Below are 21,877 nucleotides of genomic sequence, written 5' to 3'. Positions count from 1 at the left end.
GGAAGCGATCCTTTCGGCGGCCTACCAGCCGTGCATCCGGGGCCATCGCGCTTCGATCGCATCGCTGTCGGCGGAGACGACGTTGTACAACTCGTGTTGCGACGCCGTCGCACAGGCGTGATTGGGGAAAATCCTGACCTTCGCACCGATCGGAAGATTGGGCATAGCGTGAGCCGAGCCGGGCCTGATGGCGAGGATGCCGTGCTCCTGGCTCGCCTGGGAGACGATCAGGTCCGGATAGACCTTGCCGGCCACGTCGCAGACCAGACCATACCCCTGGTCAACCCGCTGCGCGGCGGTGCCGCGGTCGCGCGACAGCGCCATCCACCCCGCATCGACCAAGATCCAGCCCTTCTCGGGCTTCGTGCCGATCACGGTCGTGAGCACCGAGATTGCAATGTCGTCCGTCGTGCACACACCAACACCGTGCATGACGAGGTCGAAGAACATGTAGACGCCGGCCCGCATTTCCGTCACGCCGGTCAGGTCTTCGGCGAAATGGGCCGTCGGGGTCGAGCCAACGCTCACGATGGGGCATTCGTGCCCCGCCCCCCGCAACGCTCCCGCCGCGGCGATCGCCACCGCCCTCTCGTTCTCCGCGGCAGCGACGAGAGACTCGGGCGTGAAGAGGCTGTAGGATTCACCGGCATGGGTGAGGATCCCGGCGAGCTTGACGCCGGCCTCGCTCAGCGCGGCGGCGACTGCAATGAGCTTTGGATCGCTCGTTGTCAGCCCGCCGCGGTGACCATCGCAGTCGATCTCGATGAACGCGGTCGGGGTCACACCAGCGGCAAGACCGACGGCGCCGAGCATTCTTGCCTGCTCCGGCGAATCGAGCAGCACCTTGAGGTCGACGCCTGCTTTGCGCAGACGCATCGCTCTTTCGGCGGTGTGAGGTGCAAGACCCACCGCATAAGTCATGTCGCGAAAACCGTGCCGCGCGAAGTACTCGGCTTCCGCCAGCGTGGAGACGGTGATAGGCCCCGGTTCGGACGGATAGACGCGCCGAGCCACATCGATCGATTTCGCGGTCTTCATGTGGGGACGCAACACGATGCCCCGCTCCGCCATGCGCGAAGACAGGCGAGCGAGATTGCGATCCAGCCGATACTTATCGAGCAGGAGAGCCGGCGTTGCCAGCCTGCCGAGCGTGACAGCCGTGTCGGCGTTCTGGTGGTCCGTTCCGCTTATCTCCTCGCGTAGCACGTCGATATCTCCTAGCCGAACGACTGATTGGGAATCGCAAAGACGCGCGCCGGCCCGCTCGATGGTGCCGGCGTGCCCAGGATCATGGTGGTGGCATCCCCGACCTGCTCGAGGCCAATGCGTTCCAGCCACTCCCCGATTTGCGATGTGGCGGAGGTGTCAATGCGGACAAAAGCTTTGCCGAGCCGCGCGAGCGCAGCCTCGATCAGCGCCCGTGCATCGGTCGCAGTTTCGGCGACCACAGGACCGATGACATGACCGCGGCCGAAAAGCCGGCAGATAGCGTAGCCGCGTGCCATGCCGTCGCGCTGCAGGACATACCCATCACCGCTGTGGAGCAGCTTTTCGAGCATTCGTCGCCTCTCCAAGCCCGTAGCATCGCGATCGAGACGCATGATCGCCTCAAAATCGGTTACTGTCATCGACCTCACGAGGTCCGACCGGGACGTCTTGTGTCGTTCGCCGGGAATTCCCTGATGCTGATGGATCACCCCGACGGGGACGAAGCCGCGCCGCTGGTAAAGCGCCTGGCCTTCGGCGGTCGAATTCAACGCAATGCTTCTTGGACGCGCGGACGTCAGCAACGCATCCATGAGCCGGGCACCATAGCCACGGCCCTGAGCGGTCTTCGCGACGATGATCATACCAGCGGAAGCATGGGTCTCACCATATGGCCACCATGCCGCGGTCCCGATCACCGTCCCGCCGCGCTCCAGAACAAAGCCTTTTCCCAGCTGCAGCGCGACATCCCAATCTTCGAGCCGATAGGGCCAGGACATCTCCCGCGAGAGCTTCAGGGCGCCTTCCAGATGCGATCTGGCGAAAGGGAGGAGGACCGCATCTTCATCGTTGCGGCCCAGGGCCTGATAAGCTGTGGTTGTCATGATGCGTCGGCGCCTTTTGCTCGGATTGCCAGCCCGATCGCCGGCAGCTCCGAGACGAGGACCATTTGGACGATGATCCTCGCATCGTCTGCAGCGTACCTCCGGTCCGGCAGCATTTCGCAATCAGGCAAGCGCGATGTTCAGCAGAGTATTTCGTTGATGATGCGACGGGACGACCAATCTGCCGTCAGCGGCTGGCGCGCCACATCGCGATCCGGTCGCGCATCCGGTAGCCTTGAATGAAGGCAGGCATGAACCACGGATTGCCGCGATAGAACGGGATGAAGGCCGGAGGCCTGAAGTCGAACGCGGTGCGCGCCCGCTCCTCGTGACCCATGAGCTTGTGGGCCGCATGCATACCGACCCATGGCGCCCAGACCACGCCCGACCCGCAGAAGCCGCTGGCATAGACGACACCTTCCTTCTCGAAGATGCGCGGAATCATGTCGCGGTTCATGGCCACATTGCCGAACCAGCTGTGCGAGAGGCGAATGGCCTCCAGCTCGGGAAACAGGTTCACCAGGCCCTTGCGCAGAAGCAGCTTCGGAGCGACGGGGTCGCCGACCCGAGAGCTGTCGCGACCGCCGAGCAAGATGCGTTTGCCATCAGGCGAGGGGCGATAGTAGAAGCCGACCTCCCGGTTCTCCGTGATCATCATGCGTTTCGGCATCAGCCGCGCCATGACTTCGGGCGCAAGCTCCTCCGTCGCAATGATCCGGCTGCGAACCGGGACCAGCCGACGGCGCAGGAAGGGCACGGCGCCCTCTGTGTAACCGTTGGTACACACCAGCACCTGACGCGCCTGCACCGGACCGGCCGCGGTGACGACGCGGAAATCGGAGCCATCTCTGTCGATCGAGGTCACGGGCGTCCGCGCGTGGACTGTCAATCCGGAAGCGAGCGCGACCCGCAGCAGTTCGGCGTGGAATTTCGCCGGATGCAGTCCGCCGATGTCCATCCGAACCGTACCGCCGCGATAGACATCGGTGCCGATGTACTTGCGCTGCTCGGCATAGGGAACTGCGTAGGCCTCGATCCCAAGTTTCTTTGCGAGCCTCTCCGCAGTGCGCACCATGGCCTCGTATTGCTCATAGCCGAAGGCGCCCTTGAACTGCCCCACCCGCTGGAAGTCGCAGGCGATCCCTTCCGTCCTGATGAAATCGTACAGGAACTCGCGCGCGGTCTTGCCTTCCGCCTCGATCGCCAGCGCCTTCGCTTCGCCGAACCGGCGCGTAAGGGCCGCGTAATCCGGACGTATCGTTCCGCTGGTGATTCCGCCGTTGCGCGTCGAAGCCCCCTCACCCGGATCCATCGCATCGAAGGCCGCCACCGAGCGTCCCTCGCGTGCGAGCACCAGACCAGCCGAAAGTCCGGCGTAGCCCGCACCCACAATCAGCACGTCGAGCTTTTTGGGCAGCGGTTGCGGCGGCAGCGGCTTGAGCGGGGCGGCTTCCCACCAATACGGCGTCGTCTTCTCGTCTACTCTGGGTGCCTGCATCGCGTTTGCTTCTCTTATATCTGTCGTGCTCGGCCGAGCCCGAGCTGATCAGATGTGATCGTTTCGAACGTCGAGAGCATCTCGCAAGCCATCGCCGATGAAATTGAAGCTCGTTACCGCCATCGTAATGGCGGCACCGGGGATGATGGCGAGCCACGGAGCGCTCGCCAGATATTGCTGGGCGCCATTGAGCATGTTGCCCCAGCTCGGCAGCGGCGGCTGGATGCCGTAGCCGAGAAAGCTGATATAGGCTTCCAGAAGGATTGCGCGGGCGACCGCCAGGCTTGCGGCGACGATGATCGGGCCCATGGCATTGGGCAGTATCTCGCGGAACATGATGTGCGCCCTGCTGAGACCGACCATGCGCGCAGCCTGGACGAACTCGCGCTCGCGCAGCGAACGGACCTCGGCCTCGACGATTCGCGCAGTCTCCATCCAGCTCGTGACGGCGATGATCACGGCGATCATCACCGGGCTAGGCCGCAACGTTGCGGCCAACGCCAGCACGAGGAAGATCGAGGGATAGGACAGGAAGCCATCCACCGTCCGCATCAGCGCCGCCCCGACCCAGCCCCCGCGATAGCCGGCCGTCACGCCGACGAGCGTACCGATCAAGGTCGACAGCAACATCGCGGAGAATCCCACCGCCAACGAGACCCGCCCGGCCATCAACAGCCGCACCGCGAGATCACGCCCCAAGGGATCCGTGCCCAGATAATGATGGCCTGTCAGGGGCGGAGCAAAGCGGGCGCGCAGATCGATATGGAGCGAGTCGTAGGGCAAGGCATAGGGACCGATGGCGCACGCCAGCACGAGCAGCGTGATCATCGCGATTCCCAGGAGCGCCAGATGGTGACGCATGAAACGATTAACAGCACGGCTGTGCCACCAGCGGGCCGGAGCTGAGTGCGCGACGATGGCGGTCATGTCTACTGGCTCCTCTTGTCTAGCGTGAATCCGCAGGCTCAGGCCAGGCGAATGCGCGGATCGACGGTGGCGATCACGATGTCTGCGATCAGATTGCCCAACACGACCAGGATGGCCGAGAAGATCAGCAGCCCCATCACGACCGGATAGTCGCTGTAGCCAAGGCTGTCGAGAAACAGCCGGCCCATGCCCGGCCAGGTGAACACGGTCTCCGTGACCAGCGCGCCGGTGAGAATGCTGGGCAATTGCATCCCCGCCAGCGTGATCATCGGCAACAGCGCATTGCCGATGACATGTTTCAGCAAGATGCGGCGCTCGCTCACGCCCTTGGCGCGGGCCGTCTTGATGAAGTCCTGGCTGAGCGCATCGAGCGTTGCAGTTCGCATGTAACGGCTCCAGATCGCGACATGAACGAGCGACAGCACCAGGCTCGGCAAGATCAGGTGATGCAGATAGTCCAGCACCGAGCCGTCGCCGATCGTGTACATGTTGCCTGCAGGCACCCAGCCCAGCTTCAGGGTGAAGATGTAGATCCCGATCAGGCCGAACCAGAACGTCGGAACGGACAGCGCCACCATCGCGCCGACCGTCGCGCAGTAGTCGAAGAGAGAATAGCGGTGGGTGGCACCGCGGATTCCGATCCACGTGCCGGCCGCGATCGCCAATGCGGTGGAGGTGCCCATCAGCAGCAGCGTCGCCAGCAGATGATGACCGACCACCGACAGCACCGCAGAGCCATCGCGGAAGGAGTGCCCCCAATCGCCCTGGATCAGCCGCCAGGCCCAGTCGAGATACTGAATCCACAGCGGCCGATTGAGGCCCAGCTGCGCTGCGAGGCGCTCGACGTCCTTCTGCGTCATGCCGGGATCGAGACCGAATTGCGCGAGGGGCCCGCCCGGCATCAGGTTGAGGACCGTGAAACCGATGATCGAGACGATCACCAGCAGCACGATGCTCTGCAAGAGACGATTCAGCAGGAAGGCGGACATGCGCGTCCTCCATTAGCGTGACAATGCCGTCCGGCGCGGTCCGTCCGGCAGGACATCAGCTCGCCCAATACCAGGCAAGCGCGTTCCAGGACTCCGTGCGGGTATTGCCATTCGGCACGAATCCGCTGATCCCCTTCTTGAGACCTTCGACCGAGTTGCTCTGATACAGCGGCAGGAAAGGCAGGTCGCGGCGCACGAGTTCCTGTACGCGGAAATAGATCGCTCGCCGCGCTTCGGGATGAAAGGTGCGCGCACCCTTGTCGAGCAGAGCATCGACTTCCGGATTTGCATATTGAGCATTGTTCGAGCCGCGGCCGCCCTTCGCAGCGATCGAGCGCGAGTGCAGGCGATTGGTGACGTCTGGATCGGCGCCAATCAGATACGAGCTGCCGACGATCACGGAATCGAACTGCGATTGCACCCAAAAATCGCCCCACATCACGGCAGCGGGCAGATTCGATATCTTCATCTCGATGCCGAGCTGCGCAAACGTCTGCTGCAGGAACTGCTGCACCTGCTCGCGAAGGGGATCGCCCGACGTGGTCGAATTGGTAAAGGACAGGCGAACACCGTTCTTGGCACGAATGCCGTCCGCCCCCTTTGCCCAGCCGGCCTGATCAAGGATCTTGCCCGCGCGATTCACGTCAAATTGGTGCATTGGCAGATTGGGATTGAAGAAGAAGGACTGCCGCGGCATGAACGTCTCTGTCGGGGAAGGCACGCCGTAGTAGAGCCCCTGGATGATCGATTCCTTGTCGATCGCCGCGTAGAGCGCCTCGCGAACGGCAAGCTCCTTGAACTGCGGGCGCTCGAGGTTCAGGTAGAAGGACTCGAACGAGGTCCTCGGGACGAGCGTCACCACGCGGTTCGGCAGCGTCTTGGCTTCCCCATAATGATCGGGCGTGATGTAAGGCTGACCTACGAGATCAATGTCGCCGCTCTTGAACTGGGTGTAGAGGACGGTGAGATCGGGAATGTATTTGAAGACCAGCTTCTCGATGTGAGGGCCTTCTCCAAAATAGTCAGCGTTAGCCACGAGCTCGAGATGATCGCCCGCGACCCGCTCGCCCCACTTGAACGGACCGGTTCCGACGGGCGCCTGATTGAAGGCGGCGGTATTTGGATTGGCTTCCTTCGCGAGGATGTGCTTGGGGACGATGAAGGTTTCGGTCAGGAACGACAGATAGGGCGCAAACGCCTCTTCCATGCGCCACGAGATCTCCGTGGGCGAGATCACCTTGATGTCGCGCACGAGACTATGACCGGCCGTGCGCCAGCTGCGGAAGTTGGGATTCATGATCAGCTCGAGCGTGAACTTCACGTCCTCGGCGCTGAACGGCGTGCCGTCGTGCCAGCGCACATCGTCACGCAGACGAATACGCCAGTTGAGACCGTCCGCCGTAATGCCGCCGTTCTTCTGGTCCGGCACTTCCACGGCAAGGTTGGGCTGAATGACGCCTTGAGGATCGATGCGGAACAGCGCATCGAAAACCGAGAAATGCACGCCATCATCGACTTCGATGTGCACCATCAGCGGATTGAAGACGGTCGGCTCCTGTCCAAGCCCGACGACCACGCGGCCGGTCGGCTTTTCCGGCGAGGTGCGCGCGAGGGCCGACTTCCCCAATAGATTCGGCGCGATGAGGCCCGCAGCCCCGCCGATCGCCACCATCCGCAGAGCATCCCGCCGCGAGTAGTTCGATGTCGTCGCAGAACGCTTGATCATAACGTCTCTCCTCCGAAGTAATGTCCGCCGTAGCCTACGTGTTGGGGCATGCTTCCGGGTTGCTCGCCCGGGATCGCTGCCACCAGTTCTCGCGTGTAGGTGGATTTCGGATCGAGGAAGATCTGAGACGGCGGTCCGCGTTCAACGATCTGTCCCCGATGCATGACGGCGATTTCATCGCAGATCTGGCTTGCGACGCGCAGGTCGTGCGTGATGAAGATCATCGAGACGCCGGTCTCCCGCTGGATCTGGTCCAGCAGCTTCAGGATCTGGGCCTGGATCGATACGTCGAGCGCAGAGACCGCTTCGTCGGCAATCAGCAATTTCGGCTTGAACATCAGCGCCCGGGCGATGCCGATGCGTTGGCGCTGGCCGCCGGAGAACTCGTGCGGATAGCGGCCAAAGGCTCCGGAATCCAGGCCGACATGAGACAAAAGCTCCCGCGCTCGCTCGCAAGCCTCACCGTAGGTCATGCCATGCGCGACCGGACCGACGGTGAGGATTTGCCCGACCGTCGAGCGCGGATTGAGCGATGCAAAAGGATCCTGGAAGATCATCTGGATTTTCGGCCGCAAGGGCCGAAACTCGGCTTCGGAAAGCCCGGCGATGTCGCGGCCTTCGAACAGAATCGAGCCGCCGTCGCTCTCCATGAGCTTGATCAGGAGCCGGCCGAGCGAAGATTTGCCCGAGCCGCTTTCCCCGACAACGCCCAGCGTGCGCCCGGACGCGAGCTCGAAGGTGACGCCGTTGACCGCCGCGACGATGCGCTGCTTGCCAAACAGCGCGCTGCCGCTGCGATAGGTCTTTGCGAGCGATTCGACCTTGAGGATGGACACCCGCTCGGCCACTTCCAAGGGAACGCGGTCCTTGCCGGTCAGGTGCGGCACGGCCGCGATCAGGCGGCGCGTGTAGAGATGGCCGGGCGACTTCAGGACCTGCGCAGCGGTGCCGTGTTCCACGCAATGGCCCTTCTCCATGACCACCACATAATCGGCAATCTCCGCCACAACGCCGAAATCATGGGTGATGAACATGACGCTCATTCCCTTGCGGCGCTGAATGTCGCGGATCAATTGCAGGATCTGCGCCTGGGTCGTCACGTCGAGTGCGGTGGTCGGCTCGTCCGCGATCAGGATCGCAGGTTCGAGGGCCAGAGCCATGGCGATCATCACCCGCTGCCGCTGCCCGCCCGAAAGCCGGAAGGGATATTGGTGATACATGAGTTGCGGATCAGGCAGACCCACTTCAATCAACAAGTCTATGGCCCGGCTGCGACGCGAGGCCGGCGTGCCGACGTCGTGCGCGGCCATCACCTCCTCGATCTGCGCACCCACGGTCATCAGCGGGTTGAGCGCCGAGAGAGGATCCTGAAAGATCATCGAGACGATCCGGCCGCGCAGGCTGCGGAGCTTCTCGGGCGCGAGGCCTACGATGTTCGTCCCATTCAGGTGGATCGCCCCCGAGGTGACCCTGATCACCTTCGGCAGAAGCCCCATGATCGCATTGGCGGTGACCGACTTGCCCGATCCAGATTCCCCGATGATGCAGAGAATTTGTCCGCGCTTCAGATCAAAGGAGATGTTCTCGATGGCGTAGGTCCGCTCCATTCCTTGCGGCAGACTTACGCTCAGCTCCCGCACCGAGAGCGCGACATCGGCGGGGGCTGCAGCCGGGTTGCCAGAGGCCATCGGAACATCCTCCCTTTTTAGTTTCGTTCGGCCATTCTGCTGCGGGCCGCGCCTTCGGTTCTTTGCCTTGCCACGCTTCTTCGACAGGTCAATGATTTGACGCTCAACGTGCCATTCCCCCATCGGAGGCTGCGACATGATTCAGGCCTCCCCGCGCAAGCGGCAAGAACTCTTCTTCGGAGCGCGGCGCCGACCGAACAGGTCAGTTCGATCGAAGCAAGGCATGGATGGCGCCGACCTCATAGCTCGATCGCTTCCGCCAAGATCTGTACCTGGACAAGGCTCATGCGGGTCGCCACCATGAACTTCGATCCTTCGATCCGTTCTGCCGATCTTGATGATTTCGATCACCGCGGAGTCGCCGAAAGGCGGCATCCGGGCAGCACGAACTTCTGAAAACGAAGTCCGATTTGGCATTTCAATCTGCGCCGCCAAGCCTGCCGCGGCCCCTGCCAGGGAAGGCCCGCGACGGATCGCAGGAGTACGTGCATCAGTCTCGCCGCCTGCAAGCTGCGACGCAAGCAAGGTATTTTTGCAATTTTGGCCTGCCTCTAAGGCAGTAAACCGCAGGATATTCGGTCTCACGACGAAAGTCCGCGGAGGCTGCCGCAATTTCTCGGTTACGCTATGGCGACAACCGGAGATCCTGTCGGATGAGCGCGCCGCTCCTGCACATTGAATCCAGTCCATCCCTTCCTCGTGAAGCGGACGTCGTCATCGTCGGCGGCGGCGTCGTCGGCGTGTTCACAGGCTACTATCTCGCGCGCCGCGGCCTCAGGGTTGCGTTGCTCGAGAAGGGCCGCGTCGCCGCCGAGCAGTCCAGCCGCAACTGGGGATGGTGCCGCCAGCAGAACCGCGACGCACGCGAGCTGCCGCTTGCGACCAAGAGCCTCGATCTCTGGGAGCGAGTTGCCCAGGAAACGGGTGAAGACACGGGCTTTCGCCGCTGCGGCCTATTGTATTTGTCGAACGACGAGAATGAGCTGGCAGGCTGGGCCAAGTGGCGCGACTTCGCCAGGACCGTTGGCGTCACGACGCATATGTTGAACTCGGAAGAGGCGAGCGGTCAGGGCAAGGCGACGGGTCGCAAGTGGAAGGGCGGCGTCTTCTCGCCGACAGACGGGACGGCCGATACTTCAAAGGCCGTGCCCATCGCCGCGCGTGCGATCATGGCGGCGGGCGGCACGGTGCACCAGTTCTGCGCCGCGCGCGGCATCGAGCTCAGTGCCGGCCGGGTCAACGGCGTGGTGACCGAGGCGGGCACGATCCGGACCAAGACGGCGGTCATGGCAGGAGGCGCATGGGCATCTTCGTTCTGCAACCAGCTCGGAATTCGCTTCCCGCAGGCATCGGTGCGCTCTTCGATTCTCGCCCTGGCCCCCGGCGCGGCCGGGCTGCCTGACGCCCTTTACGCAGGGCTCGTTTCGGCCACGCGACGCGGCAATGGTGGATACACGCTGGCCATCAGCGGGCGCGCGCGGCTAGATCCGACCCCGCAGCAGGTCAGGTTCCGCCGCGAATTCCTCCCCATGTTCGCCCGCCGCTGGCGAAGCCTCAGCCCTGGGGCCTTCGAGGGCATGCGGCAAGGCCACGAATCCCTGGCGAAATGGAGGCTCGACGAGGTGACCCCGATGGAGCTGAACCGCACGCTCAATCCTCGTCCCGACATGAGGCAGATCCGGCAGACACATCGACGAGCCTGCGAGTTGCTGCCGGAACTCCGGGGCCTCACCATCTCAAACGCCTGGGCCGGCTACATCGACAGCACGCCGGACGGCATTCCCGCAATCGGTGAAGTTGAGTCTATTCCAGGGTTCATCCTTGCGGCGGGGTTCAGTGGTCACGGCTTCGGAATTGGGCCAGGCACCGGGCACATGATCGCCGACATCATCACCGGTTGTGCGCCAATCGTCGATCCGCGCCCGTACAGGCCGGAGCGGCTGAAAGGAAGCGCCTGGGGCAAGGTCAGCGAGTTCTAGATCCGGTGTCTGCCCACGTTGGGAAAAGGTGCTCGTTGATGTTATGAAGATGCATATGACGCTGAAAACTCGAAGCCTTGACGCCGTTGTCGGCCCCATCTGATGGCATGGTTATGAAGCTCGATAAGATCGACATCAGGATTTTATGCGAACTGCAGAAGAACGGGCGGATTTCCAACGTCGAGCTCGCAGAGCTGATAAATCTTTCGCCGAGCCCGTGCCTGATGCGCGTCAAGAGGCTGCAGACGGAGGGCTTCATCACCGGCTATTCCGCCCAGATCGATGTTGCCAAGCTGGGACAAACTCTGACGGTCTTCGCTGAGATCACCCTGAAGAACCACCGGCAGATCGATTTCGCCCGCTTTCTCACGACGATCGAAAAGATCGATTCGGTCGTCGAATGTCACCTGGTTTCGGGCGGATACGATTATCTCGTCAAGTTCATCACCGCGGGAATCAGCGAATATCAGGCCGTCATGGAACGCCTGGTCGAGATGGATATCGGTATCGACAAGTACTTCAGTTTCGTCGTGCTGAAGTCCCCGATCGTGAAATCCCATCTGCCGCTCGAAAGCATCTTCAACAGCTGAGAACAATGGCGCCGACTGGCAGCGCGGTGATCATCCCTTCATCGCCGCGCGGACGTCGTTGTCTTCGAGCGTCTGGTCCAGCGTAGTCTTTGTCCGCTCAATAATGCCGTCGATGTCGTCATCGGTGCAGCACAGCGGGGGCGCATAGCCCAGCACGCCTTGCGCGAAGGCGCGGATCACGAGACCATTGTCCCATGCGCGGTCGAAGATGCGGCGCGCCGCGTCGGCTTCCGCCGGCAGAGGCGTCTTGAGCTCCTTGTCAGTCACGAGCTCGATTGCAGCCAGCATGCCGCGACCGCGTACGTCGCCGACGAGCGGATGATCGGCAAGCGCGCGAAGACCTTGCAGCAGGCGGTGCCCGGCCTTGCGGCCGTTCTCCAGCAAACCGTTTTGGTAAAGGTCGAGGCACGCGAGCCCGACGGCTGCACTGACGGGATGAGCGGAATAGGTGTAGCCGTGGCCGACGGCCGCCTTGCCGGCGCGGTCGGCAATCGTGTTGTAGACGCCGTCGGACATGAGAACGGCCCCCATCGGCACGTAGCCCGAGGTCAGCCCCTTGGCCGTGGTCATGAGGTCAGGCACAACGTCGTCCTCTTCACAGGCGAAGAGCGGACCGACACGGCCGAAGCCGGTGATGACCTCGTCGGCAACGAAGAGGATATCGTGCTCCTTGCAAACAGCGTGCATGGCCTTCAGCCAGGACGCGGCGGAACGAGGACGCCCCCTGATCCCTGTATCGGCTCGGCATAGAAGGCGGCGACGCGTTCGGCGCCGAGCTCGGCGATCTTGGCCCGCAGAGCAGCGACCGACGCCGCAATGATAGCCTGGGGATTGGGACCAGCAGGATTGCGATAGGCATAGTGCGAGGGGATCTTGTGCTGCCAGTTGTATGGTACGCCGAAGCCCGCATGAAAGGCCGGCAACGCAGTCAAGCCGGCCCCTGCAGTCGACGATCCATGGTAGCCAGACCCGACGGAAATGAACTGATCCCTCTGTGGCGTACCCTTGGCATGATAGTAGTAACGGATGAACCGGATCGTGCTGTCGACGGCATCGGAGCCGCCCAAGGTGAAATACACATGATTGAGATGGCCAGGCGCCAATTCGGCCAGCCTTGCGGCCAACCGGATGGCCGGGTCCGAGCCCAACCCGAAATAGCCCGTCGCATATGGCAGTTCGCGTAGCTGCCTCAAAGCCGCTTCAACGATGCTGTCCTGTCCGTAGCCGGCATTGACACACCACAGACCCGCAAAGCCGTCCAGCAATTGACGTCCCGCAGCATCGGTCAGCGTCGCGCCCTTGCCTGACTTCAGCACGCGGACACCCGTCGCCTCGTGGCTGCGATACGATGAGACCGGGTGAATCAGATGCGCGCGATCGAGCTCAATCAGCGAGTTGCTCAACATATTGTCCTCCAGACCGGCCGCGATGTTTGTGCGAGCAGCCCCTTGTGTCCGGACTAAACATAAATTGCCGAAGACAGCACTTGCTTCCAGGCGGGACGCGGACGGTAGGCGTTTTGACTTTGATTGGGCACCAGTGCGGCATCTTATGCGGCGTGGTGCGGCGACGGCATCGAGGCTAAACGAGGAGAGCCGTCGTCGCGCAACTCTCTGCCACGGCTCAGATGCGATACGACACAATCTGCTCCCGACCACCGCGACATCGGCGCTTTATCTCGTCGGCTGCTCGCTAAGGTGCGTGTCGTACCGGCAAAGCGGTGCGAGATCGCAAGGATTGGAGCTATGGCGACGTTCAGACCCAAATACATCACCTTCGACTGCTACGGCACGCTGACCAATTTCGACATGGCGGGCGCCGCGACCCGTGTCTATGGCTCGGAGCTTTCTGCCGAGGCGATGGCAAAGCTCATCAAGGACTTTTCAGCCTATCGCCTGGACGAGGTTCTTGGCGCCTGGAAACCGTACTTCGAGGTGGTTCACAACGCGCTGGAGCGCGCCTGCAAGCGCAATGGTGTGGTCTTTGAGCCGGAGCATGCCCAGCGCGTCAATGATGAGATCCACACGTGGGGTCCACATGCCGACGTCCCGGCTGGTCTGGCCAAGGTTGCCAAGGAGATTCCGCTGGTCATCTTGTCCAACTCCATGAAGAACCTCATCATGTCCAACGTGGAGAAGCTCGGTGCTCCCTTCCACACGGTCATCACGGCCGAGGAGACTGGCGCCTACAAGCCGCACATGAAAGGCTTCGAATACATGTTCGACAAGCTGGGCTGCGGCCCGGAAGATATCACCCACGTCTCCTCCTCGTTCCGCTACGATCTGATGACCGCCTACGATCTGGGTATCAAGAGCAAGGTATGGGTGAACCGCGGTCACGAGCCGGCGAATCCCTTCTATGAATACACCGAGGTCTCAGACATCGGCGGCCTGGCAGCCGCAGTCGGCCTGCAGCCTCTTCGCAAAAACGCCTGAGCGCAGTTCTGTCGGGATCTCTCGCAGCGCTTCATTGATGGAGATCTGCGCTGGTCAAGAAAAAGGGGCGGTTCAGCCGCCCCTTTTTCTTGTTTCAGATACAGATCCGATGGGCGCTCAGTTCAGGCCGCCGACATGGAGGGCCTTGCTCTCGAGATATTCTTCTATCCCGAGCTGAGATCCCTCGCGTCCCAAGCCCGACTGTTTGACGCCGCCGAACGGCGCAACCTCGGTCGAGATCAGGCCGGTGTTCAGGCCGACCATGCCGAACTCCAGCGCTTCAGCAACACGCCAGGAACGCTTCAGGCTTTCAGTATAGAAATACGCCGCGAGACCGAAGGGCGTACCATTTGCGATCGTTATCGCCTCCTCCTCCGTCTCGAAGCGGAAGAGCGGTGCGACGGGTCCGAAGGTCTCTTCTGAAGCGAGCAGCATCTCGGTCGTCGCGCCACCGAGCACGAGCGGACGGGCATATTGCCGGCCTTCCGGCACCGTTTTACTCTCCGCGACGATCTTCGCGCCCTTGTCCAGGGCATCCGCAACGTGCCGCTTGATCTTCTCGATTGCCGCGCCATTGATCATCGGCCCGATTACGACCCCGTCTTCGATGCCGGCGCCGACCTTCATGTTCGCGACCCGGCGAGCGAGCTTCTCCGCAAAGGCATCGTAGACGCCCGATTGCACGAGAATGCGGTTGCAGCAGACGCAGGTCTGGCCGCCATTGCGGAACTTTGACACAATCGCACCTTCGACAGCGCGCTCGATGTCGGCATCGTCAAACACGATGAACGGCGCGTTTCCGCCAAGCTCGAGGCTCAGCCGCTTGATGTTGTCGGCCGCGCCCTTCATCAGCAGCGCGCCGACGCGCGTCGATCCGGTAAAGGAGATCTTGCGGACGGTTTCGTTGGCCATCAGCTCCTGGCCGATCTCCGCCGGCATGCCGGTCACGATATTGATCACGCCCGCCGGAATCCCCGCCCGCTCGGCCAGGACAGCGATGGCGAGGGCCGAGAACGGCGTGAATTCAGAAGGCTTGATGACGACCGTGCAGCCCGCGGCAAGCGCAGGTGCCACCTTGCGGGTAATCATCGCGTTCGGGAAATTCCAGGGCGTGATGATGCCGCAGACGCCGACCGGCTCTTTCAGCACCAGAATCCGGCGATCCAGCGTGGGCGAAGGGATCGTTGATCCATTGATCCGCCGCGCCTCCTCGGCGAACCATTTGACGAAGGAGGCCCCGTAGCGGATCTCCCCGAGCGATTCAGCAAGCGGCTTGCCCTGCTCCAGCGTCAGCAGAAGAGCCAGATCCTGTTCGTGGCGCCGCATCAGTTCATACCAGCGCTCCAGCAGCAAGGCGCGTTCTGCATGGGCCTTCGTCTTCCAATCCCTGAACGCAGCCGCCGCGGCGGCGATCGCCGCCCTGGTTTCGTCTCGTCCCATGTCCGGAATGGTGCCGAGCACGTTCTGGCTCGCAGGATCGATGACATCAACGGTGGCTTTCGTGCTCGCATCGCGCCAGTTGCCGCAGATCAGCGCCTGCTGGCGAAACAGATCCTTGTCCTTCAACGCAATCATGGGATTCCTCCTTGTCCTTGTCCTCGTGCGCTCAGTGCAACCCTCAGCTCGTCTCAGTCGTAATGACAGACGTAGATCTTTCGCACCGTCTCGATCGTGCGCCAGATCCCGACAAAGCCAGGCTTCATCACAAAGCTGTCGCCGGCGCGAAACCTCCTGGTCTCGCCGCCCTTTTCCTCGATCTCGATGAGGCCCGAGAGGATGTGGCAGAACTCGAAGGTGGTGCCCTTGATGGAATGGGTCTCGCCGGGGGTTGCCTCCCAGACGCCAGTCAGCACCTTCTCGCCTTTCGAGGCGTCCTGCGCCCAGGTCTTGAAGGACGGATTGCCCGAAATGAGCCGTTCCGGAGCCGGCACGGCCGTCTTCGGTACAAAATCCGGATTGGTGTCGATGGCAATCAGAAGTGACATGGCATCTTTCCTGTTAGTAGCCCAGCGTTCGATCGACGAGGCCGATCGGATTTCGTCCGGCGCGGTGGCGCCGGATGTTCTCTATGACGGATTGCGCGGCCGTATGCGGTTGCGTCACGGACGCGATATGCGGCGTGATGATCACCTTTGGATGCGACCAGAGCGCATGGGCTCCCGGCAGCGGCTCGGGATCGGTCACGTCGAGCATCGCTGCGGCAAGGTGACCGCTGTCGAGCGCTTCGATGAGTGCGCCCTGGTCAAGCTGCGGACCGCGGCCGACATGCAGCAGCCTTGCACCCGCCGGCAGGCGGGAGAACAGCTGTGCGTTCAGGATGCCGCTTGTTTGCTCCGTCAGGGGCAGAAGACAGACGAGGATATCGGTTGTTCGCAGGAAGTCGCCAAGCTGACCATCGCCGTGGAAGCAGGTGACACTTTCGATCGTCTTGTGGCTGCGGCTCCACGCGGCAAGCGGAAATCCAAACGGCTTGAGGCGATCAATCGCAGCTTGCGCCAACATGCCGAGGCCCAGAAAGCCGACGCGCCGATCGGCAGCCTGGGGGGTTGCAAGAGCCTGCCATAAGCCTCTTCCCTGCTGCTCCCGATAAGCAAGCATCTCGCGATGAAGTGTCAGCACCCCAAGCGCGACGTACTCCTGCATCATGCGTATGATGCCACCCTCGATCATGCGAACGAGCTTGACGTGGCCAGGTAGGGTCTCCGGCTTGAATTGATCGACCCCCGCACCGGTGGAAAAGAGCATTTCCAGATTTCGAAAGCGCGAGAGATCGTCGGGCGCGTTCCAGGTTATCAGGTACCGTACCTTTTCCGGCTCGAAGCATTCGCTGGAATGATAGAATTCGAGATCAGGGAGCTCGCGCGCAAAGGCCTGCCGGAATATAGCCGCCCGAGCAGCATCGGAATTGAAAAGGAACGCCATCGACATGGTCCTCTCAGGTCCTCGCCCGGGATGCGGCGCGTTGAGACCGGTATGGCCGGCCAGCGAGGGCTGGCAAGGCGAGCCCTCCAGCGAAGCCTTCAACGTTCACTGGGGTCACCCTGCCTGCTGTTGCCGAAAATTCGATAGGCCGCAACCGGTAGCTTTCCCTGCTGAATCGAGTTGCACTAGCGGCGAAACATTCCGAATAGCGGCCACCAAACAGGCGAAACCTGCTGGCCTTCCGCGCTATGCTGCTGCAAAAGAGGGCTTGTGCGGCACGCAGCAGAAGGCCGGGGGGATAGGTTGCAGGCGTTGAGTCCCGCGAAGGAATGGATGAGCTGAATGGGACGAACGGTACGCGTGAAGTCCTTTGAACTGGTGGCCAAGGACATCAACGACGTTGATGTGAAGCTGCTCCACGCGCTTTCGATCGGTGTCGGCTGGCCGCATCGCCCCAAGGACTGGGATTTCCTGCGCCGCGCCGGCCACGGCATCGTCGCCGTTGATGGCATCGACCGCGTTTTCGGCAGCGCGATGTGGTTCCCTTATAGCCAGGAATTCGCAACGATTGGCCTGGTGATCACATCGCCCCGAACCCAGGCACAAGGTACTGGCCGCTGGCTGATGGAGCAGGTCTTCGAGCGGTGTGGCGACCGAAATCTGGCCCTCAACTCGACCCATGCCGCCTACCACCTGTATCTGTCGCTGGGGTTCACGAAGGAAGCCACCGTGTATCTGTGGCAAGGAGAACTCGTCGCACCACCTCCGCCGGTGCCGGCTCTGGCCGGCGAATTGAGCTCGCTGTCCACGGCGAACATCGGAGAGATCGCGGCACTGGATGAACGCGCGTTCGGAACTAACCGGCAGAAGCTGCTCGCATTGCTTTCTGAAGGTGCGTCAATCTCCGTCCTGCGCCGGGGCGGAGCGGCCGTCGGTTTTTCGATGAAGCGCGAATTCGGCCGCGGTCACGTGATCGGCCCGATCGTTGCCAGCGATGATTGTGACGCGATCCATCTCACCGCTGTGCATCTTAGGGATCTCGCGGGACAATTCGTCCGCGTCGATACGCGGGAGCAGACGGGTCTGTTTGCCGACTTCCTTCAACAGAGCCGCCTCGGGATGAATGACACAGTTACGACCATGTCAAAGGGAAAGCGATTCCTGAACCGGAAGGAAAACGAGCCGTGGGTGTACGGGCTCGCCGGTCACGCGTTGAGCTGAGGCTACGAAGCGGCTCGCGGAGCGTCCTTTAGACGACCCTGTCCAATTCGTTCGCTGCAATGCCATATTCTGCGATGACGGCAGAAGAGACGTGCCGGAGTAGCCTCCGCGGTATATGTCGGGTGCAAACGATGCAGCCAAGCCATGTCATGCTCGACGCCGTTTTGTCCTGCGCAGTTGGCCGGATTCTACCCTGCGGCCGCTGCAATCAACGCTACGCCCTCCGGTAAATCTGTTAACCCCACCGGATGGTCTAGTAATTCGTGCCGGACTTCTCGTTCGGAATGCCGTCAATTGGGCATTCTTCGGTGCCAACAGTCGGGCGGGTCATCGCCTCCACCATGTCGCGCGTACCTTCGGGGTCGGCGATCCACTTTGAGTAAAAATCGTAGGGACAGGCGGCGAGACCCTTCGCAGCCTCGCCGGAATTGATCATGCCGGTATAGCCGCGGTGCAAGAGCTTGAACAGGTGGTTCTGCGACTGGCCGTTGCGCCGCGCATCGCGGATCAGATTCTTCGAGAGCTGGGCGTACTGGATGCCGTAGTCCTCTTCACCGCACTCGCCGAGCGTACGTCCGTCGAAGCCGATGATCGCGGAGTGGCCGAAGTAAGAGTAGACGCCGTCGAAGCCGGCGGCGTTGGCAACCGCGACATAGACGTTGTTGGCCCAGGCCATCGCCTTTGAGATCATGACCTGCTGCTCCTTGGCGGGATACATGTAGCCTTGACATCGTACGATCAGCTCGGCGCCCTTCATGGCGCAGTCGCGCCAGATCTCCGGATAATTGCCGTCGTCGCAAATGATCAGGCTGACCTTGAGGCCTTTCGGACCTTCGGAGACATAGGTGCAATTGCCGGGATACCAGCCCTCGATCGGCACCCAGGGCATGATCTTGCGATATTTCTGAACGATCTCGCCCTTGTCGCTCATCAGGATCAGCGTATTGTAGGGTGCCTTGTGCGGATGCTCTTCGTGGCGCTCGCCGGTCAGCGAGAACACGCCCCAAACCTTCGCCTTGCGGCAGGCTTCCGCGAAGATAGCGGTCTCTTCGCCCGGCACCACGGACGCCGTCTCGTACATCTCCTTGGAGTCGTACATGATGCCTTGGGTCGAATATTCCGGAAAGATCACGAGATCCATGCCGGGCAGACCGACCTTCATGCCGACGATCATGTCAGCAATATTGCGGGCATTGTCGAGCACCTCGGCCTTGGTGTGCAGGCGGGGCATCTTGTAATTGACCACTGCGACGCCGACGGTGTCATTGCTGCTGGAGATATCGCCGTGAAGCATATTGGACGCTCCTGTCTCTTGTTCGTTTGAGGTTTGCCGCGAGAGCTAATGGCTGATCATCCAGGGACGCGCCGTGGGAAAGCCCTTGGCGCCGCTCTTGGTCTTGGTCATCAGCCGTGCGGGCTTCCTCTTGTCGGCCGCGTTCTTGTCCTTCGCTGTCTTGCCCGACGAACAGCAGCCACAGCCCGGCCCGTGCGAGGCCTTGTATTGCGCAAGCGTCTGCGGCGCGTGAGTGCTGCGCTCGTTGACGGCGTGCGCCTTCCGCTTGTCGGCGGGCATGCAGAAGAAATTCGGCGCGGTCAGGATTACGCGCGGAGCGGATGCCTCGCAATGCGGGCAATCCTGCGGATTGTCGCATTCCGCCATCGGACGCAGATCCTTGAAAGGTCCGCATTCGTCACAGAGATATTCATAGACCGGCATCGCATCATCCCTACGCTCTTGCCTGTTCAACACGGCTCGCCGCCACCGCTCGTGCGGAGACAGCGCCTCACTCCAACCCTCTCCCCGCAAAACGGGGAGAGGGAGCGCACCGATCATTTGTCGGGCGAGATCGGCATCTGGATATCGCCGGTGATGTGCTTGATGGGCCCGGCCGCCGACGGCATCACGTCGAAATCGAAGATTTCGGTCGGCAGCCACAGCGTGGCGCAGGCATTGGGCACGTCAACCACGCCGGAGATGTGGCCCTGACACGGCGCGGTGCCGAGGATCGAATAGGCCTGGGCGCCGGAGTAGCCGAACTTCTTGAGATACTCGATCGCGTTCAAGCACGCCTGGCGATAGGCGATGTGGACGTCGAGATAATGCTGCTTGCCGGCCTCGTCGACCGAGATGCCTTCGAAGATCAGATAGTCCTTGTAGTTCGGCGTGATCGGCGACGGCTTAAAGATCGGGTTCTTGATGCCGTATTTCGACATGCCGTCCTTGATCACCTCGACCTTCAGATGCAGCCAGCCGGCCATCTCGATCGCGCCGCAAAAGGTGATCTCGCCATCGCCCTGGCTGAAGTGCAGATCGCCCATCGACAGACCTGCACCCGGCACATAGACCGGGAAGTAGATCTTTGAGCCGCGCGACAAATCCTTGATGTCGCAATTGCCGCCATGCTCGCGCGGCGGCACGGTGCGTGCGCCTTCCGCACCGATCTTGGCCTTCACGTCGCCCTTGGCGCGGCCGCCATGCGCCGTCGCGGCGAACGGCGGGTTGGCCAAACCAGGCACACGGGTCGGGTTGGTGGAGATCAGCTCGGCCTCGCGCTTATTCCAGGTCTCCAGCATCTTCGGATCGGGCAGACAGCCGATCAGGCCGGGATGAATCAGGCCTGCAAAATTGACGCCGGGCACATGGCGCGACGAGGTGTACAGGCCCTTGATGTCCCAGATCGACTTCTGCGCCAGCGGGAAATGGTCGGTCAGGAAGCCGCCGCCATTCTGCTTGGAGAAGAAGCCGTTGAAGCCCCACAGGCTCTCCTTGAGCGGGCCGACGTCGAGCAGATCGACGACGAGGAGATCGCCGGGCTCGGCACCCTTGACGCCGATCGGACCGGACAGGAAGTGCACGATCGACAGATCGATGTCGCGCACGTCGTCGGCGGAATCGTTGTTCTTGATGAAGCCGCCAGTCCAGTCATAGGTCTCGATGATGAAATCGTCGCCGGGGTTGACCCAGGCCACGATCGGGATGTCGGGGTGCCAGCGATTGTGCACCATGTCATTATCGTAAGCCGACTTGGTGAGATCGACCTTGATCAGTGTCTCTGGCATCGAGATGCTCCCCTTTTACTACTGATGGTTAGACGGACAGATACTTCGAGACTTGCGCGGCATCCACGGCATCGCGCGGATCGTCACGGACGATCGCGCCGTTCTCGATCACCAGCACGCGGTCGGCGATGTCGAGCGCGAAGCTCAGGACCTGCTCGGACACGACGATCGAGAGGCCCTTCTCGTCGCGGATGCGCTTCAGGGTCCGCGCCATGTCCTTGATGATCGAGGGCTGGATGCCTTCGGTCGGCTCGTCCAGCAGCAGCACCTTCGGCTTGGTGGCGAGGGCGCGGGCGATCGCCAATTGCTGTTGTTGCCCACCGGAGAGATTGCCGCCGCGGCGGCCCTTCATCTCCAGCAGCACCGGAAACAGCTCATAGATGTCGCTGGGCACCTCGGAGCCGCCGGAGACGACGAGGCCGGTCTCGATGTTCTCCTTCACCGTCATGGTGGAGAAGATCATGCGGCCCTGCGGGACATAAGCGAGGCCCTTGGCGACGCGCTCGTAGCTCGGCAGGCCGCCGAGCTCCGCGCCGTCCATGGTCACCGAGCCGCTTTTCGCTGGCAGGATGCCCATCAGCGATTTCATCAGCGTGGTCTTGCCCATGCCGTTGCGGCCCATGATCGCAACTATCTCGTTCGGTGCGACCTTGACGTTAAGGCCGTGCAGCACCTCGCTCTGGCCGTAGGCGACGTGGAGATCGGAAATTGCCAGCATCGTTGCCTCCTAAGCTCGGTATTGCTTCACTTCG

Annotated in this window: 18 protein-coding genes and 1 pseudogene; 4 read left to right on the top strand and 15 right to left on the bottom strand. The window is 61.9% G+C overall.

Annotation, left to right across the window (positions count from 1 at the left end; all coding sequences use genetic code 11):
* Positions 1-21: 21 nt before the first annotated feature.
* From BM374_RS20230 to BM374_RS20200, 7 genes are all read right to left on the bottom strand, one after another.
* Entirely contained in the window at positions 22-1,206 is a 1,185-nt protein-coding gene (locus BM374_RS20230) for an alanine racemase (protein WP_092295404.1), read from the bottom strand.
* A gap of 11 nt (positions 1,207-1,217) precedes the next feature.
* Positions 1,218-2,213: a GNAT family N-acetyltransferase gene (locus BM374_RS20225; RefSeq protein ID WP_244552650.1), complete on the bottom strand. Its 996-nt coding sequence runs from the start codon at positions 2,211-2,213 to the stop codon at positions 1,218-1,220.
* 64 nt (positions 2,214-2,277) lie between these two features.
* Positions 2,278-3,588: an NAD(P)/FAD-dependent oxidoreductase gene (locus tag BM374_RS20220; protein ID WP_092295399.1), complete on the bottom strand. Its 1,311-nt coding sequence runs from the start codon at positions 3,586-3,588 to the stop codon at positions 2,278-2,280.
* A 48-nt stretch (positions 3,589-3,636) separates the two neighbouring features.
* Positions 3,637-4,515 carry an ABC transporter permease gene (locus BM374_RS20215; RefSeq protein WP_092295396.1) on the bottom strand — a complete coding sequence of 293 codons (879 nt, stop codon included), beginning with the start codon at positions 4,513-4,515 and terminating at the stop codon, positions 3,637-3,639.
* Positions 4,516-4,553: 38 nt separating this feature from the next.
* The gene (locus BM374_RS20210; RefSeq protein ID WP_092295393.1) at positions 4,554-5,504 is read right to left on the bottom strand and encodes an ABC transporter permease; all 951 of its coding nucleotides are present in this window, start codon (positions 5,502-5,504) and stop codon (positions 4,554-4,556) included.
* Between the two features lie 55 nt (positions 5,505-5,559).
* Complete coding sequence (locus BM374_RS20205; RefSeq protein WP_092295390.1) at positions 5,560-7,230, bottom strand: peptide ABC transporter substrate-binding protein; 1,671 nt, start codon at positions 7,228-7,230, stop codon at positions 5,560-5,562.
* Positions 7,227-8,918 carry an ABC transporter ATP-binding protein gene (locus tag BM374_RS20200; RefSeq protein ID WP_092295387.1) on the bottom strand — a complete coding sequence of 564 codons (1,692 nt, stop codon included), beginning with the start codon at positions 8,916-8,918 and terminating at the stop codon, positions 7,227-7,229. The genes BM374_RS20205 and BM374_RS20200 overlap by 4 nt, the downstream gene beginning before the upstream one ends.
* 653 nt (positions 8,919-9,571) lie before the next feature.
* Here BM374_RS20200 and BM374_RS20195 point away from each other — a divergent pair.
* Both BM374_RS20195 and BM374_RS20190 read left to right on the top strand, forming a co-directional pair.
* Positions 9,572-10,897, top strand: a complete 1,326-nt coding sequence (locus tag BM374_RS20195) for an NAD(P)/FAD-dependent oxidoreductase (RefSeq protein WP_092295384.1) — start codon at positions 9,572-9,574, stop codon at positions 10,895-10,897.
* Between the two features lie 113 nt (positions 10,898-11,010).
* Entirely contained in the window at positions 11,011-11,487 is a 477-nt protein-coding gene (locus BM374_RS20190) for an Lrp/AsnC family transcriptional regulator (RefSeq protein WP_092295381.1), read from the top strand.
* 30 nt (positions 11,488-11,517) lie between these two features.
* On the opposite strand, the pseudogene BM374_RS20185 reads toward BM374_RS20190, so the two are convergent.
* Positions 11,518-12,893: pseudogene (locus tag BM374_RS20185) on the bottom strand (aspartate aminotransferase family protein).
* Between the two features lie 339 nt (positions 12,894-13,232).
* Between BM374_RS20185 and BM374_RS20180 the strand changes: the two are divergent.
* Entirely contained in the window at positions 13,233-13,922 is a 690-nt protein-coding gene (locus BM374_RS20180) for a haloacid dehalogenase type II (RefSeq protein WP_092295378.1), read from the top strand.
* A gap of 117 nt (positions 13,923-14,039) precedes the next feature.
* Here the strand turns inward: BM374_RS20180 and BM374_RS20175 are convergent, their stop codons facing one another.
* The 3 genes from BM374_RS20175 to BM374_RS20165 are packed head-to-tail and all read right to left on the bottom strand — an operon-like array spanning position 14,040 to position 16,844.
* The gene (locus BM374_RS20175) at positions 14,040-15,497 is read right to left on the bottom strand and encodes an NAD-dependent succinate-semialdehyde dehydrogenase (RefSeq protein WP_177248424.1); all 1,458 of its coding nucleotides are present in this window, start codon (positions 15,495-15,497) and stop codon (positions 14,040-14,042) included.
* A gap of 53 nt (positions 15,498-15,550) precedes the next feature.
* The gene (locus BM374_RS20170; protein WP_092295375.1) at positions 15,551-15,907 is read right to left on the bottom strand and encodes a cupin domain-containing protein; all 357 of its coding nucleotides are present in this window, start codon (positions 15,905-15,907) and stop codon (positions 15,551-15,553) included.
* A gap of 13 nt (positions 15,908-15,920) precedes the next feature.
* Positions 15,921-16,844 (bottom strand): 2-hydroxyacid dehydrogenase, encoded by a 924-nt coding sequence (locus BM374_RS20165; protein WP_092296898.1) that lies wholly within the window; start codon positions 16,842-16,844, stop codon positions 15,921-15,923.
* 342 nt (positions 16,845-17,186) lie between these two features.
* Here BM374_RS20165 and BM374_RS20160 point away from each other — a divergent pair, with 342 nt between their 5' ends.
* Positions 17,187-18,065 (top strand): GNAT family N-acetyltransferase, encoded by an 879-nt coding sequence (locus BM374_RS20160; protein ID WP_092295372.1) that lies wholly within the window; start codon positions 17,187-17,189, stop codon positions 18,063-18,065.
* Between the two features lie 253 nt (positions 18,066-18,318).
* Here the strand turns inward: BM374_RS20160 and BM374_RS20155 are convergent, their stop codons facing one another.
* From BM374_RS20155 to urtE, 4 genes are all read right to left on the bottom strand, one after another.
* Positions 18,319-19,359 carry an aliphatic amidase gene (locus BM374_RS20155; RefSeq protein ID WP_092295369.1) on the bottom strand — a complete coding sequence of 347 codons (1,041 nt, stop codon included), beginning with the start codon at positions 19,357-19,359 and terminating at the stop codon, positions 18,319-18,321.
* Positions 19,360-19,404: 45 nt separating this feature from the next.
* The gene (locus tag BM374_RS20150) at positions 19,405-19,782 is read right to left on the bottom strand and encodes an FmdB family zinc ribbon protein (RefSeq protein ID WP_092295366.1); all 378 of its coding nucleotides are present in this window, start codon (positions 19,780-19,782) and stop codon (positions 19,405-19,407) included.
* 113 nt (positions 19,783-19,895) lie between these two features.
* On the bottom strand, positions 19,896-21,125 hold the full coding sequence (gene fmdA, locus BM374_RS20145; RefSeq protein WP_092295363.1) for a formamidase: 1,230 nt from the start codon (positions 21,123-21,125) through the stop codon (positions 19,896-19,898).
* Positions 21,126-21,153: 28 nt separating this feature from the next.
* Positions 21,154-21,843, bottom strand: coding sequence for an urea ABC transporter ATP-binding subunit UrtE (gene urtE / locus BM374_RS20140; protein WP_092295360.1), 690 nt, complete (start codon positions 21,841-21,843; stop codon positions 21,154-21,156).
* Between the last annotated feature and the right edge of the window lie 34 nt (positions 21,844-21,877).

Source organism: Bradyrhizobium sp. Ghvi (assembly GCF_900115265.1).
Lineage (GTDB): Bacteria > Pseudomonadota > Alphaproteobacteria > Rhizobiales > Xanthobacteraceae > Bradyrhizobium.
The sequence above is the reverse complement of the archived record's forward strand: the minus strand, read 5'-3'. Positions and strand labels throughout refer to the sequence as shown.

Bases quoted from the DNA above. Each gene is read 5' to 3' on its own strand.
- BM374_RS20220 (WP_092295399.1), bottom strand. From the start codon at position 3,588: ATGCAGGCACCCAGAGTAGACGAGAAGACGACGCCGTATTGGTGGGAA.
- BM374_RS20215 (WP_092295396.1), bottom strand. From the start codon at position 4,515: ATGACCGCCATCGTCGCGCACTCAGCTCCGGCCCGCTGGTGGCACAGC.
- BM374_RS20210 (WP_092295393.1), bottom strand. From the start codon at position 5,504: ATGTCCGCCTTCCTGCTGAATCGTCTCTTGCAGAGCATCGTGCTGCTG.
- BM374_RS20205 (WP_092295390.1), bottom strand. From the start codon at position 7,230: ATGATCAAGCGTTCTGCGACGACATCGAACTACTCGCGGCGGGATGCT.
- BM374_RS20200 (WP_092295387.1), bottom strand. From the start codon at position 8,918: ATGGCCTCTGGCAACCCGGCTGCAGCCCCCGCCGATGTCGCGCTCTCG.
- BM374_RS20195 (WP_092295384.1), top strand. From the start codon at position 9,572: ATGAGCGCGCCGCTCCTGCACATTGAATCCAGTCCATCCCTTCCTCGT.
- BM374_RS20190 (WP_092295381.1), top strand. From the start codon at position 11,011: ATGAAGCTCGATAAGATCGACATCAGGATTTTATGCGAACTGCAGAAG.
- BM374_RS20180 (WP_092295378.1), top strand. From the start codon at position 13,233: ATGGCGACGTTCAGACCCAAATACATCACCTTCGACTGCTACGGCACG.
- BM374_RS20175 (WP_177248424.1), bottom strand. From the start codon at position 15,497: ATGATTGCGTTGAAGGACAAGGATCTGTTTCGCCAGCAGGCGCTGATC.
- BM374_RS20170 (WP_092295375.1), bottom strand. From the start codon at position 15,907: ATGTCACTTCTGATTGCCATCGACACCAATCCGGATTTTGTACCGAAG.
- BM374_RS20165 (WP_092296898.1), bottom strand. From the start codon at position 16,844: ATGGCGTTCCTTTTCAATTCCGATGCTGCTCGGGCGGCTATATTCCGG.
- BM374_RS20160 (WP_092295372.1), top strand. From the start codon at position 17,187: ATGGGACGAACGGTACGCGTGAAGTCCTTTGAACTGGTGGCCAAGGAC.
- BM374_RS20155 (WP_092295369.1), bottom strand. From the start codon at position 19,359: ATGCTTCACGGCGATATCTCCAGCAGCAATGACACCGTCGGCGTCGCA.
- BM374_RS20150 (WP_092295366.1), bottom strand. From the start codon at position 19,782: ATGCCGGTCTATGAATATCTCTGTGACGAATGCGGACCTTTCAAGGAT.
- fmdA (WP_092295363.1), bottom strand. From the start codon at position 21,125: ATGCCAGAGACACTGATCAAGGTCGATCTCACCAAGTCGGCTTACGAT.
- urtE (WP_092295360.1), bottom strand. From the start codon at position 21,843: ATGCTGGCAATTTCCGATCTCCACGTCGCCTACGGCCAGAGCGAGGTG.